Here is a 14,869-nt window from a genome sequence, read left to right as displayed (position 1 = left end):
AATATAAACTGATTTTTGAAATGTCATTGGGTATTCGCAGTGTTTAATCATAAGGGTAAGGTATTAGTTTGCGCGTGGTTAGCAAGCGCAGTAATGTTAGTTTCTCTTGGCTTTACATCAGCTGCTTTTGCGTTTGCAGAAGCGGATAATTCGACTCCCTCTAAAGATGACTATGTGGTTCGTTATTGTGTTGACCCTGATTGGTTACCCTACGAGGCAATTATTGATGGCCGTCATACCGGAATATCATCAGATTACCTTAAATTATTGACTGGCTATACCGAGCTCAGTTTTGTGTTAGTGCCTACATCATCGTGGCGACAGAGCTTGGAGTTGCTTCAACAGGGAAAGTGCGAGCTCACCCCCATGTTGAATAAAACGCCTAAACGCGACCAATACCTGCTATTTAGTGACATCTTTTTTAAATCCCCTAATGTACTTGTTTCACTCAAAACCCAACCATTTCTACAAGGCTTTGAACATATAGGTCAGCGAACGCTTGCTATCCCTAAAGACTATCGTTTAGTTGAATACATTCAGCAGTTTTATCCTCATATCGATACGGTGTTAACAGGTAGTGAGCGTGAAGGTTTAGAGAAAGTGGCTCAAGGAGAAGTAGACGTATTTGTTGGTTCAATGTTTTCAGTGAATGCGTATATACAACAACAAGGTCTGACGTCATTAAAAATTGCTGGTTGGGGTGGTCCTGAAGACGAGTTGCGTTTAGGGGTCATTCATTCCAAGCAAGCTTTACTGGCAAAGCTTAACTCGGGTTTGGCAAAAGTAACACATGCGGATCATATTTCGATTTATAAAAAATGGCATAACATTACAGTGATAGAGGATATTGACTACAGCTTGGTCTTTCAGGTGCTCGGGGCATTAGGACTGTTTATTCTATTTCTATTGTATCGAACGATTAGCATGACTAAGTACAATCTTCATCTCACTGCAAACAATAAAGAGCTGCAAAAGCTGCAGCATGAATTAGAAAGAAAAAACAGCGATCTAGACTTTTTAGCTCAACATGATCCATTAACTAAATTGTATAACCGCCATTATTTCAACCAAACCTTTTTGAACGATGAGCGAGCATATCGTAATAATTGTGTGAGTCTTGTGATAATCGATATTGATTTTTTTAAAGCGATTAATGACATGCATGGCCATGCAATGGGCGACAAGGTATTGGTACAGGTTGCCCAGGTGCTGCAAGCATCGGTGCGCGATGGCGATGTTGTTGCACGGTGGGGAGGCGAAGAGTTTGTGATTGTATGCAAGCAAATAGATTTACATGGCGCAGCTGAACTTTGTCAGCGGATAGCCAGAGAATTAAGTGAATTTTCGTTTCATCAAAAAATCAAAGTGACTTGTAGTTTTGGCGTGGCGCAATTAAATGAACATGAGGCCATTCAGGCTTGTTTTGAGCGCGCTGATATGGCCTTGTTTAAAGCTAAACAATCTGGGCGTAATCAATATTGCTGCGCTTGATATCATATGGTTTATCTTACTGTCGATAATAAGTGTATTCGTTTCCGCATTGGCAGTATTAAATGGCAAATAAAATCACTATGTCTTTAATGTTTATTGTGTTGTCGCAATTTCACTTTGCATTTTGAACATGTGTAGTTTGATTAGGCATATAAATGAGCTGAATGTTGATTTAAACCGCTAAATTTTTGTTGTATCAGTAAATGGTGAATTAGCAGCTTTTGGTGTCGTTTAGTGTTCTTGAACGTTCATAATCGAGGAAACATTTACATTATGTGGGCTTATCTGAGTCGTTTTTCATTTGAAATGGTTTGTTTTGGGTTTTTGGGGGTAAAATCTTAATAGATTAAAAAATAATCTATTATTTTTTAATCTATTGTTTTATAGAAAATAACTTGTGTTTTTTTGGTTTTTTTTACCTAAAAACAAATAAATATTGCACCAGCCATTTGCGCCCAGCAAGGTTCCAATTTACAATATGCGCCTTAATAACCTGATGTGCGGTGTGTCGGTTCTTTTTCGCATGCTCCGTCTACTTCTTAAACTAATCATTAAAGTTGAATCATGACCGAATTATCCAAATACAGAAACATTGGTATCTTCGCTCACGTTGACGCGGGTAAAACCACGACCACCGAGCGTATCCTTAAGCTAACCGGTAAGATCCATAAGATCGGTGAAGTACATGATGGTGAATCAACCACAGACTTCATGGAACAGGAAGCTGAGCGCGGTATTACCATTCAGTCAGCAGCAGTAAGCTGTTTCTGGAAAGATCACCGTTTCAACGTTATCGACACCCCAGGCCACGTTGACTTCACAGTTGAAGTTTACCGTTCTCTTAAAGTGCTTGATGGCGGTATCGGTGTATTCTGTGGTTCAGGCGGCGTTGAGCCACAATCTGAAACCAACTGGCGTTATGCTAACGATTCAGAAGTTTCGCGTATCATCTTCGTAAACAAGTTAGACCGTATGGGTGCTGACTTCTTACGTGTTGTTAAGCAAACTAAAGACGTTTTAGCGGCTAACCCATTGGTTATGGTTCTACCAATCGGTATCGAAGACGAGTTCTGTGGTGTTGTTGACCTACTAACTCGTAAAGCGCACATTTGGGATGACTCTGGTTTACCAGAAAACTTCGAAATTAAAGACGTACCAGCTGATATGGTTGACTTGGTTGAAGAATACCGTGAAATGCTAATCGAAACTGCTCTTGAGCAAGACGATGACCTATTAGAAGCTTACATGGAAGGCGTTGAGCCATCTATTGAAGACGTTAAGCGTTGTATCCGTGCGGGTACTCGTACAATGGCAGTGTTCCCAACATACTGTGGTTCTGCGTTTAAAAACAAAGGTATGCAGTTATTGCTTGATGCCGTTGTTGATTACTTACCAGATCCAGTTGAAGTTGATCCACAGCCGTTAACTGATGAAGAAGGTAACGAGACTGGCGAATTCGCAATCGTTGACGTAGATGCTCCGTTTAAAGCATTAGCGTTCAAGATCATGGATGACCGTTTTGGTGCATTAACGTTCGTACGTATTTACTCTGGCCGTTTGAAGAAGGGTGACACCATCCTTAACTCCTTCACTGGTAAAACTGAACGTATCGGCCGTATGGTTGAGATGCAAGCAAACGATCGTAACGAATTAGAATCAGCACAAGCTGGTGATATTATCGCTATCGTTGGTATGAAGAACGTGCAAACTGGTCACACTCTATGTGATCCTAAGCACCCATGTACTCTAGAAGCCATGGTGTTCCCAGAGCCAGTTATCTCTATCGCAGTAGCGCCAAAAGATAAAGGCGGTTCTGAGAAAATGGGTATCGCTATCGGTAAAATGATTGCAGAAGATCCATCTTTCCGTGTAGAAACTGACGAAGATTCAGGCGAAACCATCCTTAAAGGTATGGGTGAGCTTCACTTAGACATTAAAGTAGACATCCTTAAGCGTACTTACGGTGTTGAATTAATCGTTGGTGAGCCACAAGTTGCTTACCGTGAAACTATCACAGCAGAAGTTGAAGATAGCTACACGCATAAGAAACAGTCTGGTGGTTCTGGTCAGTTCGGTAAGATCGACTACAAAATCCGTCCAGGTGAAGCTAACACTGGCTTCGTGTTCAAATCATCAGTTGTTGGTGGTAACGTACCTAAAGAATTCTGGCCTGCGGTTCAGAAAGGTTTTGGTAGCATGATGAACACCGGTACTATCGCTGGCTTCCCAGTGTTAGACGTTGAATTCGAACTAACCGATGGTGCTTTCCACGCAGTTGACTCGTCAGCTATCGCGTTCGAAATCGCTGCTAAAGGTGCGTTCCGTCAATCTATCGCTAAAGCTAAACCACAACTTCTTGAGCCTATCATGAACGTTGATGTGTTCAGCCCAGATGACAACGTTGGTGACGTAATTGGTGACCTTAACCGTCGTCGCGGTATGATCAAAGATCAAAACGCTGGTGTTACTGGTGTTCGTATTAAAGCTGACGTTCCGTTATCAGAAATGTTCGGTTACATCGGTTCACTACGTACTATGACATCTGGTCGTGGCCAATTCTCTATGGAATTCGCTCACTACTCACCATGTCCTAACAGCGTATCTGAAAAAGTAGTTGCTCAAGTTAAAGAGCGTAAGGCTGCTGAAGCTAAGAAGTAATTCTTAACTTCTCGCTGATAAAAACCGTTGCTTAGGCAGCGGTTTTTTTATGTCTGCGATTTAGGTTTTTACAACAAAGGATTTTCAGGGTTAGCCGTATTCGGCGTACTCAGTGATAGTAACGCTTGTGCTGGTGGCGTAAGAGGAAGGTTTTGACGCCATATTAAGGCCAGATCCCAGGTCATTGCAGGTTGCATTGGCGTAAACACTAATTTACTGGCTGTTAAGCGCTGACAAATTGGTTCGGGCAATATAGCAACTCCCATATTGGCTTCAACCATTGCGGCGATAAAATCCCATTGACCACTCCTAAAAGCGATATTAAGTTGCACACCTGCTTTGCGACTGAGGCGATTAATTAATTTGGCTAACGAAAAGTCTTCGTTGTATAAAATAAATGGGTATGACTCAAAGTCGTGCCACTTAATTTCTGCTTTATCTGCTAATGGATGTCCTTGTGGAAGACAGGCAAGCAAAGGGTACTTCGTAAGTAGTTGGCTCGATAACTCAGTTTTGTGGGTTGTAGGAAGCGCAGTGAAGGCGATATCAAGGCTATTGTTGATTAGGGCTTGCTCACAACCAAAACCACCATATTCGTACATCTGTAATTCTATACCAGGGTATTGTTGGCGATAACGGGTTAGTAATCCAATAATTAGACTGCTCATCATAGGACAGACCCCTAGACGCAGTTGTCCAGATTTCAGACCACGTAAATTACTCATATCCTCTTGCAAGCGATGCCAGTGGCCCAATATCTCTTGTGCACTTTGAGCAAACAGACGCCCTGCTGGGGTTAATTCTACTTTTTGGTTATTACGAATTAGTAATTGCTCATCGAGGCTGTCTTCTAAGCGTTGAACCACTTTGCTCAATGTAGGTTGAGTCATAAAGCATTGTTGTGCTGCTCTAGTGAAGTTTTCGGTTTCTACTATTGTAAGAAAACAGCGTAAGGTCTTGATTGGTATGTTCATGCTTAAATGGAATCTAGGCTAAGGTAATTATTCATTTTACTGATAAACCGTAAACGATTACTTTGAACTCGTTAACAAAAAGGAGTAACGGTCATGAAATCAATTTCAAGTTTATGGGTTGGCGCATTGTGGCAAGCTGCGATGCCTGTACAGAGTGAAGTGAAATCTTCAAATGCATCACAAACTGCAGCAGAGCCTAATTCACAAGCCACAGAACAAGCACAGCAAACCATCAACCCAGCATAAGCTGGGTTTTTTATAGGTCTCAAATCTGGATAATTTATAGACAAAAAAAGCCGCTTGTAATGCAAGCGGCTTAAGTCATCATCGGGGGAATAATGGACTAGTTAAAGGTGTTTTCGACCAGTTGCTGCTTGTTTTCAGCTTGTGGTACATGGCACTGATCGCAAAAATAGTACATCCCTTTCACAGTGCCTTTGTCGTCCAATACGTGCGATGTGTCAACTGGAGTCGCCTTCATACGTTTAGCTTTATCCCAACTGTGGCAGCTTAAACAACCATTCTTATCTGCATTAATTGAGTACGTTGCTTTATGCGGAATAATCGGCGGTTGATGTACAAAAGTACGCTCAATCGACTTACCTCGATTTGGATAAACGGGCATGTCATCTGCGGGTCGCACATCGGTAACTTGTGACTCACCGGCGAGTGATGACAATTTTACTGGCTCAGGATTGGCATGTGCTTGTTGGCCTGAATAAGCGCTAATCGCTAGCATTATTGCTGCTAAAGTGATTAATTTTTTCATAACTGGCTCTCCACCTTAAGAGGAATTCTGTTCGAATATTTTGAATTAAATCGGTTTTCATATTGGAATACGCGCGGTGCACAAACATCAATACAACGGCCACACAAAGTACAGTCACTATCGAGTATAAGTGGTTGGATGCTGCCTTTTTTCAGGACAGGTTTTAAAACCTGGCGCTCAGGGCAGACAGTAAAACAATCCATACAGTTATTGCATGCCTCGGCACGCACTGCAGCAATTTTTACTGGACTCACTTTACCGATTAGTGAAAATAACGCCCCAGTAGGACATAAGTGGCTACACCAAGCCCGCTCAACCACAAAGGTGTCGAGTAAAAAGATCACGACCAATATCCACAATCCACTGCTTGTGCCAAACAATAGTGCACGGTAGATAATTGGTACTGGGTTCAACCATTCCCACACGGCAAAGCCTGTGAAAATTGGTAATATCAACACAAGTGTTAGCATGTAATAACGCAGGTTTTGCGGTATTTCACTGGTGCGAGGCAATGATAGTGTTCGCCTAACCCAACTTGCCAAATCTGTGATGATATTCACTGGACATACCCAACTGCAAAATACTCTTCCGCCTAATAGGGCGTATACGCCAACAACAATGATAGCGCCAAGTAATAGGCTTAATTCAGGCCAATGGCCACTCATAAGCACTTGCAATGTGACTAAGGGGTCACTTAATGGGACTGTGTCCAGAAATAAACTGCTTGAGAGATTACCTTTAAAAAGCCATAAGCCAAAAAAAGGGCCAACGGCAAATAAGCTCAATATGCTTAATTGCGATAATCTGCGAAGAATAAGAAAACGATGCGATCGCCACCATCCTAATTCTTCAACAGCGTCGCTAGCAAAACGTGTAGCTAATTTAGAGGTTGAACTATGTTTACTGCTCATAGTGATAACCCCTTATTTAACATCTCAAGTGTGGTTTCTTCGGTGTGTTGGTAAGTGTCATGAGCTGCCGATTTACCCATTGCGATATGGCTTGGTAATACTTTTATCACTGCTTGTTCTGTCACGCATGCATGTTCACATTTACCACATCCCGTGCATACATCAGGGTTAATTGTGGGTAAAAACATGGCATGGTGGCCGCTTTTTTCATTACGTTGCAGTTCTAATGTGATGGCTTTGTCTATTAGCGGGCAGACCCGGTAACAAACATCACAGCGTAAACCTCTATAGTTAAGACAGTTTTTCTCATCTATCAGTACCGCTATGCCCATTTTTGCGTTGTCGATATTTTCCAGTTTGTGATCAAGTGAGCCACTTGGGCAGGCTTTAACACAAGGAATGTCATCACACATTTCGCAGGCAATGTTGCGCGCAGTAAAAAATGGTGTGCCAGTTGCTGCGCCCTCAAACCAACGTGCCAGTTTAAGGGTGTCGTAGGGGCAAGCCTCTACACACAAGCCGCAGCGTACACATGCTGAGAGAAAATCGTCTTCTGCCAATGCTCCTGGTGGGCGAATAGCAAATGGGTCAAGTTGTCGTGATTGGGTCGCAACCGTGGTTAAACCCAAACCGACCATGCCCATTACACAACTGGCTTTTGCTGTTGTGGCAAGAAATTGTCTGCGGTTAACACCGTTGACGCTTGCTAATTTGCTATTGGTTTTGCTCATAACATCGCTTTCCGTTTATGCACTAGAGTATTGATTAAGCTTTCATGACTTTTACAGGACACTTCTTGAAATCTGTCTCTTTGGACAGAGGGTCAGTTGCATCGAGTAATAGCTTGTTAACTAATTGGCGCGCATCGAAGAACGGCATAAAGACGACGCCTCTAGGTGGCTTATTACGGCCTTTGGTTTCAACACGTGTTTTAACTTCGCCGCGTGGTGAGGCAACCACAACTTCGTCACCGCGTTGTAAGCCACGTACTTTCGCGTCTTCTGGGTGCATAAAGATTTGAGCATCAGAATAAGCGCGTTGCAGTTCAGGTACGCGTGCGGTCATTGAGCCAGTATGCCAATGCTCAAGTACTCGACCCGTTGACATCCATAGGTCATATTCTTTGTTTGGCTCTTCTGCTGCGGGTTCGTAAGGTAGAGCAAAAATAACTGCTCTGCCGTCTGGTTTACCATAGAAGTTGAAGCCTTCGCCTGCTTTAACATACGGATCGCTACCTTCAACAAAGCGACGTAATGTTTCTTTACCATTAATGACTGGCCAGCGCTTACCACGGTTTTCATGGTAGTTGTCAAAGGCGTCTAAATCGTGGGCATGGCCGCGACCAAATTGGGCGTATTCTTCGAAGATCCCTTTTTGTAGATAGAAGCCAAAGTGCTCACTTTCATTGTTGTATGCACCTTTGCATTGCTCTTTCGGATATTTGTTGATTTCACCGTTAGCAAACAATATGTCGAATAAGGTTTTATCAGCAACATCTGGTTGCTTGGCAATTAACTCAGCTGGCCATACTTCTGACACTTTAAAGCGTTTTGAGAATTCAACTAACTGCCATAAATCTGAAGTCGCGCCTTCTGGTGGCTTAACTTGTTGATGCCAAAAATGGGTGCGGCGTTCAGCATTACCATATGCGCCTTCTTTTTCTACCCACATCGCCGTAGGTAAAATTAAATCAGCAGCCATTGCGGTAACGGTTGGGTATGGATCTGACACGACAATAAAGTTTTCTGGATTGCGGAATCCCGGGTAAATCTCATCGTTGATATTAGGGCCGGCTTGCATGTTGTTGGTACACATAGTCCAGTAACAATTCAATTTGCCATCTTTCAACATCCGACTTTGCAATACTGCGTGATACCCTGGTTTCGCTGGAATAGTGCCAGCTGGTACTTTCCACAGTTTCTCTGTAATTTCACGGTGCTTGTCGTTATTAACCACCATATCTGCGGGTAAACGGTGAGAGAATGTACCTACTTCACGCGCGGTGCCACAAGCTGATGGTTGGCCAGTAAGCGAGAATGGACTGTTACCTGGTGTGGCAATTTTACCGGTTAATAAGTGGATGTTGTACAGCATGTTATTTGCCCATACACCACGAGTATGTTGGTTGATACCCATGGTCCACAAACTCATTACTTTTTGTTTCGGGTCGGCGTAGGCTTTGGCCATAGTGATAAGGTTTTCAACCGGAACACCACTCATTTCTGATGCGTATTCAACGGTATAAGTACTTACGAACTTGGCATATTCTTCAAAACTAATCGGTTTAGCACCACCATCACCCGGGTTTTTCGCATTCTTTTCTAATGGGTGTTCAGGGCGTAAACCATAACCAATATCGGTGACACCAAGTGCAAAGTTAGTGTGTTTACTAACAAAGTCTTTATTCACTGCATTGTTTTGAATAATGTAATTGGCAATAAAGTTTAAAATCACAAGGTCAGTTTGTGGTTTAAAAATCATTGCGTTATCAGCTAAATCGAAGCTGCGGTTTTCGTAGGTAGATAGCACATGTACTTTTGCGTCTTTGTGGCTTAAGCGGCGGTCAGTTAAACGTGCCCATAAAATAGGGTGCATTTCTGCCATGTTGGCGCCCCAAAGCACAAAGTTGTCACCGGCTTCAATGTCGTCATAACAGCCCATTGGCTCATCGATTCCGAAGGTACGCATAAAGCCACCTACCGCAGATGCCATACAGTGACGCGCATTAGGGTCGATGTTGTTAGTCAAGAAGCCTGCTTTGTGAAGTTTAGATGCAGCGTAACCTTCCCAAATTGTCCACTGGCCAGAGCCGAACATCCCAACAGAGGTTGGGCCTTTTTTGGCAATACTGGCTTTCCATTTTTCAGCCATGGTGTCGAATGCGACATCCCAACTAACAGGTGTGAATTCGCCTTCTTTATCATATTTGCCATCTTTCATTCGGAGCAATGGCGAGGTAAGACGGTCTTTACCGTACATGATTTTTGATAAAAAATAGCCTTTAATACAATTTAGGCCTTTATTGACTGGGCTTTCTGGATCGCCTTTAGTGGCAATCACTTTGCCATTTTTAGTACCAACCAATACGCTACAGCCGACACCACAGAAACGACATGGGGCTTTATCCCATGTAATGTCAGTTTTGCCCTCTGCGGCATGAACCATATTAATTGGAATAGCGATACCCACAGCCGACGCTGCTGCGGCAGCGGCGTTGGCTTTTAAAAACTCGCGACGGCTTATGCTCATGGTGTTCCTCACTCTTAGAATGTTGTTCTTGGTGCGTGATAGTCATTGGAGGTGACGTGATGAAGATAAGTCTAGACCTTACTATTAGCATGGGTATACCTCCGAATGGGTATAGTGGTTAATAGTTGTTCAAGGTCACATTTTTTCGCGTGATGTAAATCTCATTTTAACAATTAGGCTGATCCTGTTTTAGCTATTGCTTGTAAAGCTTGCGCTGTATGAGATCTAGGTTTTAGCCTTGATTGAAATGTAGGTTATGGTGTCTGTGCGGTTTTTGCGGACTATTAGGCATACTTGAGTAGTAAGTGCAGAGCTCTTTATAGGTAGGTTTATTGGTGATACAGGGCATTAACGATACCCTGTTAGCTCCATATATCCTTGGCCTTTATGGCTCCCTTGGATATTGATCGGGCCTTCCCAATAAGAGGTTGATACCTGCATGTCGCTATTAGGATTGACTGCTTGAGTGATAACATCTATTGCTTCACTGTTAATCTTAATACGCCAAGCAATAGGGTGATTCCCCAGGGCAGTTTGTTGCCATTGTGTCGGCTGCATATCAATATCATTTGGATTATCGCGACTATTGATATTGCGTCCACTACCGTCTGCATACATGCGTCTAGCACTATAGAAATGGTCTTGTTCTGTTTCGCCGCGCAATCTAAATACCATTAAAGTTGAGTTGTCATTTAACCTAAGTGAAAACCAGTCCCACCCTTGTTGAGCTTTAGTGAGAAATTGCGAGCTCCATTCACGATCTAACCAAGCTTTACCGCTGACTTTTTCAGTGACACCGTGACGAGTAATTTCACCGGTTACGTCTATAAAAGGTTGGCTGTAATAATAAGAGGCGACAGCTTGATCGGCACTTTTACTACTATAGCCATTATCACCTTGTAATTGTAATGGTTGCTGGCTATTGAGCTGAAGTTGATAGTTAAAGGTATCATTTTTTACCGTTAGCTGAGCAGGGAATAACTCATCAGATTGGCTTAACCATTGCCAATTTTTAAGATGCACTTCAAAAGGCGACGAGTTAACATTAGCTAATTTGGGGTGTCCCCGAGACCATTTTTCGGCAATAAGGTGCTCATCTTGAGAGGTTATCGCAGCATGAGCCATATAGAGTTGATTTGTGTTCCACTCGCTACTATTTACTGCTTTTTGCGCTGATGGTGGTGTCATACCAATACGAAATTGAGTCCATTGCACTCCAACAGCTTCACCTTTTGCTGTGATTAAATTAGCGGTTAAATACCACCATTCAATTTTAAAATCTTCATGTGCAGAATGGTCCTGTGGAAACTGTAATGTTTGACCCTGAATGACTTCTTTATAACCCACCGATGATTGTGCAGACATAGTACTGATGGTGGTGGCTTTGTGTTTTGTGTCTTGCTCTGGAGCGCAAGCGGATAACAATAGCGACAGGCCTATCGTGCCCAAACCAATTGCGGCCAAGCTGAAGCTACGTACTTTGTTATCAGTCAGAGAGATCATAGTGCTTCCTGTTGCAAGCTTGAAATCAATGGTTTTCGGGTTTGCCAATATAAAGGCAAGCTCACTGCCAATAAGCAGCTCACTACCGCAATGGCGACGACTTGCACATAGGCGGCCCAATCCCAAATCATCGCGATACTCCAACCAAAAGCTTGTAAAGTTACTTTATGGATCAGTAGATAACCCAGCAATGCGCCCGTTGGCAAGGCAACTAAACAGGTTAACAATACGATAAATAGCATTTGCACTATGACCATCATCCGCAATTGGCTGCGGCTAACGCCTAGTGCATACAAGCGTGCTAGTGGCGCTTGCCTAGCTTGGGTGAGCATTACGCAGGCACTGAATAAACCAATAGCGGCAACCAGTAACGTTAAACTATTGAGCACAACAGTTATCGAGAAGGTTTTATTAAATATGGTAATCGCTTCAGTTTTAATTCGCTGCTGGCTGTACATATATGCAGATGACAAGTTAAGTTGCTGGCTAATGTTATTTTGTAATGTAGTGAGTTCACCTTGGTAGGTAACCGCTAAGCTGATTGGTTTAGCTGGTAAAGGTGATTGTTGCCATAATGGCTGACTAATAAGGACCTCGCCTTTAGGGTTTCCATAATCGTAATAAATCGCACCAATTGTTAATGTATGTTGTTGTAACTGCGAGAGTTGAATCTTATCACCAATGTTGAGATGATATTTTATCGATAATGGCTCACTGATCATGATGCTATGACCTGCAGTAAATGCGGGCCAAAAATCATCTGCGGTTGACTTAAATACTGTGGTATCAGTTAGCGATATATGATCGCGACTCACTAAATGAATTGGGATGAGTGTTTGCGGTGTTTCAGCGCGATTAAGGTTACTGTCAACGGTCCATTGCTCATATACCGCATCGACTTTGGGGTCGTTAGCTAATAGCAAAATTAATGCATCGATTTGATTCGGATTAGGCCGAATATATAAATCAGCATGCAGGCGTGCATCTAGCCATTTTTTTAAGGTGATTTCAAAACTGCCAACCAAGGTATTCATGGCGATATTGGCACACAATGCCAACAAGATAGCCATCATGGCAAGGGCAAGTGGTGCGATAATCTCTTTGGTTTCGGCAATCACATATTGCCATAACCCTTTGGGCATGGCTGGTGTGAGTAAATTAACGACCCAATGTAGGCATTGCGGCAGTAGCAATGGAATTGCCACCACTAAAAGGCCTAATAACACTAGACTATGACGATATTGTTCAGTAAAAGCGAAAGCTACTGTACACAGCAATAACAATAGCACTGCGATGATAAACTGGCGTCGGTGGATAATATTGAATTGTTTATTTTGGGGCTGTTTTTGCGATCCTTGTGCAAGGGGCGTATTTATCAAGCTGAGGAGCATTGGGATACAGGCTGCAAACGCAGCAGATAATGTCAGAATGAGCGCTTGAGCAAACCATTGCCATTGCCAATTACCGGGTAATAATTTTGCGCCGTATAGCTGCTCTAATGTAAGCGCAACCATAGGTTGAAGCCATTGTGATAGCTGCAAACCTATAATAAAGCCTAATACGCAGCCAATAAAAACCAAAATAATAATCTCAATGCTTAGGGCTAGCATCACGCTACGGCGATCGAGTCCTTGTTGCATAATTTGCACTAACAATTTTTGACGTTTCATTAAGCTGTAACGCACGCCGTTATAAGCAATAAATAAGCCGACAACAAATGCTAGCATGCTCATGGCATCAAGGTTTAAATGAAAACTTGCAGTTAAGGCATTAAGTGACTCACCTTCGCTGGTTTTTGTTGAAAAATGCAGTGTACTGCTGTCGAATCCTGCTCGAGTTAGTGTTTGATTGAGGCGGGCAATAAGCTGGTTATCGGTTTCAGTTTTATCGGTACTAAATACTGCAATATAACTTAGCTTACCTTGCATGTTTAGCAACGGTTGCGCGAGTGAAATATCGGCGAGTAGGGCGGAGCCTAATCCCCATTGATCATCAATAGTAATGATATCTAAAGGAGTATTATTTAACGTAATGCTTTGCGACTGATTAGTCACCTTGTTGATACGATCGCGCTGGCTGGCGGACATTAACACTTTAGGTTGGCCCGACAATAATTCGCCAAGGGGAATATTAACTGAGGCCACCGATGAATTTGATTGCTCATCTTGGGCGATACCACTGCTTATAGCGGCAATAATATCGCTGCTATTGATACGCCATAATCTGCCTTGTTCATCTGTCGCAATACCTTCAATACTTGCTATCGTGTCAAAACCAGCATTGGTTAAAGCAAAATAAATTGTTTCATCGATACTGTCTTCGGTGAGATGGCTAATGGATAAACGGGCCTGTTTGCTAAGCAGTTCAGACACATTGCCATAACTTTGCTTGGCATTCTCATTGGTGGCATATACCCCAATCAGTAACGTCACAGCCAACATAATACCGAGTAAAATCGCGCTGGCTTGTAATGGCGCATGGCGATAATGGCTAGCAAACAAGCGTAGGCACAGTATTAAGCGGTTTGTGGCTGTCGACTGGGTTGTCATGGACTTACCCCTGCAGCTTATTATCGATAGGGTTGACTACAATTTGCTGGTTTTCAACGTGCCAGCGATGCTGCATAAACTGTGCGCACTCCTCGCTGTGGGTTACCATTAAAATACAGCAATTGGCTTGTTGTGCGAGATCGGTGAGTAATTGCATCACCTGCATACCGGCATGTTGATCTAGGTTTCCAGTGGGCTCGTCGGCTAAAATTAGTTGCGGTTTATGGGCTAAAGCGCGAGCAATGGCGACTCTTTGTTGTTGTCCGCCGGAAAGATTTTCTACACTTCGGTCTAGCAATGGTGTGAGCCCTAGCTGATGGCATAACTCATCACACCATGAGCTCCAACTTAATTGATTTAATGCTAATGAAAATTGAATGTTGTCGCGAACATTAAGGGGTGTAAGTAAGTTAAATTGCTGAAATATCACTCCAAGAGATTGACGTCGGTATTGGCTCCATTGCTTGTCTTGCCATTGGTTTACCGAGCACATACTGTTGTTTTGACTAATGAGCATGTCGCCGCTATCGATAGTTTCAAAGCCACCAATAATGTTCAATAACGTGCTTTTACCACTGCCACTAGGGCCTGTGAGGGCAATAGTTTGCCCCTGTTCAAGTGTTAAGCTGACCTGCTGCAACACACAATGGAATGACTCACCATCGCGAAATCCTTTGCTGATGTTGTCTAAGGTGACAATGCTGGTCATAGTCGCTCCATAACGATTGAGTTAAATCAAACTGACACATTAACACAACCATAAAA

The 14,869-nt window shown here is 42.9% G+C and carries 11 protein-coding genes; 3 read left to right on the top strand and 8 right to left on the bottom strand.

Annotation, left to right across the window (positions count from 1 at the left end; all coding sequences use genetic code 11):
• The first annotated feature begins 93 nt into the window (after positions 1–93).
• Entirely contained in the window at positions 94–1,491 is a 1,398-nt protein-coding gene (locus IEY40_RS13990; RefSeq protein WP_188957221.1) for a diguanylate cyclase, read from the top strand.
• Between the two features lie 564 nt (positions 1,492–2,055).
• Complete coding sequence (fusA, locus tag IEY40_RS13985) at positions 2,056–4,149, top strand: elongation factor G (RefSeq protein ID WP_188957219.1); 2,094 nt, start codon at positions 2,056–2,058, stop codon at positions 4,147–4,149.
• Positions 4,150–4,217: 68 nt separating this feature from the next.
• Here fusA and IEY40_RS13980 read toward each other — a convergent pair whose 3' ends face one another.
• Positions 4,218–5,123 (bottom strand): LysR family transcriptional regulator, encoded by a 906-nt coding sequence (locus IEY40_RS13980; RefSeq protein ID WP_188957217.1) that lies wholly within the window; start codon positions 5,121–5,123, stop codon positions 4,218–4,220.
• Between the two features lie 93 nt (positions 5,124–5,216).
• Between IEY40_RS13980 and IEY40_RS13975 the strand changes: the two genes are divergently transcribed.
• The gene (locus tag IEY40_RS13975) at positions 5,217–5,369 is read left to right on the top strand and encodes a hypothetical protein (RefSeq protein WP_188957215.1); all 153 of its coding nucleotides are present in this window, start codon (positions 5,217–5,219) and stop codon (positions 5,367–5,369) included.
• A gap of 97 nt (positions 5,370–5,466) precedes the next feature.
• On the opposite strand, the gene IEY40_RS13970 is transcribed toward IEY40_RS13975, so the two are convergent.
• The 7 genes from IEY40_RS13970 to IEY40_RS13940 form a co-directional block, all read right to left on the bottom strand.
• The gene (locus IEY40_RS13970) at positions 5,467–5,892 is read right to left on the bottom strand and encodes a nitrate reductase cytochrome c-type subunit (RefSeq protein WP_188957213.1); all 426 of its coding nucleotides are present in this window, start codon (positions 5,890–5,892) and stop codon (positions 5,467–5,469) included.
• On the bottom strand, positions 5,889–6,803 hold the full coding sequence (gene napH, locus IEY40_RS13965; RefSeq protein ID WP_188957211.1) for a quinol dehydrogenase ferredoxin subunit NapH: 915 nt from the start codon (positions 6,801–6,803) through the stop codon (positions 5,889–5,891). Before napH ends, IEY40_RS13970 begins: the two co-directional genes overlap by 4 nt.
• A complete protein-coding gene (gene napG / locus IEY40_RS13960; RefSeq protein WP_188957209.1) occupies positions 6,800–7,534 on the bottom strand; it encodes a ferredoxin-type protein NapG in 735 nt (244 codons plus the stop codon). Before napG ends, napH begins: the two co-directional genes overlap by 4 nt.
• Before the next feature lie 34 nt (positions 7,535–7,568).
• Positions 7,569–10,052 (bottom strand): nitrate reductase catalytic subunit NapA, encoded by a 2,484-nt coding sequence (gene napA / locus IEY40_RS13955; RefSeq protein ID WP_188957207.1) that lies wholly within the window; start codon positions 10,050–10,052, stop codon positions 7,569–7,571.
• Between the two features lie 348 nt (positions 10,053–10,400).
• On the bottom strand, positions 10,401–11,555 hold the full coding sequence (locus IEY40_RS13950) for a lipocalin-like domain-containing protein (protein WP_229777114.1): 1,155 nt from the start codon (positions 11,553–11,555) through the stop codon (positions 10,401–10,403).
• Positions 11,552–14,104, bottom strand: a complete 2,553-nt coding sequence (locus tag IEY40_RS13945) for an ABC transporter permease (protein ID WP_188957205.1) — start codon at positions 14,102–14,104, stop codon at positions 11,552–11,554. Before IEY40_RS13945 ends, IEY40_RS13950 begins: the two co-directional genes overlap by 4 nt.
• A gap of 4 nt (positions 14,105–14,108) precedes the next feature.
• Positions 14,109–14,813: an ABC transporter ATP-binding protein gene (locus IEY40_RS13940; RefSeq protein WP_188957203.1), complete on the bottom strand. Its 705-nt coding sequence runs from the start codon at positions 14,811–14,813 to the stop codon at positions 14,109–14,111.
• Positions 14,814–14,869: the final 56 nt, after the last annotated feature.

Source organism: Shewanella ulleungensis (assembly GCF_014648315.1).
In the GTDB taxonomy this organism is placed as follows: Bacteria; Pseudomonadota; Gammaproteobacteria; order Enterobacterales; family Shewanellaceae; genus Shewanella; species Shewanella ulleungensis.
This window is presented reverse-complemented; position numbering and strand designations above follow the sequence as displayed.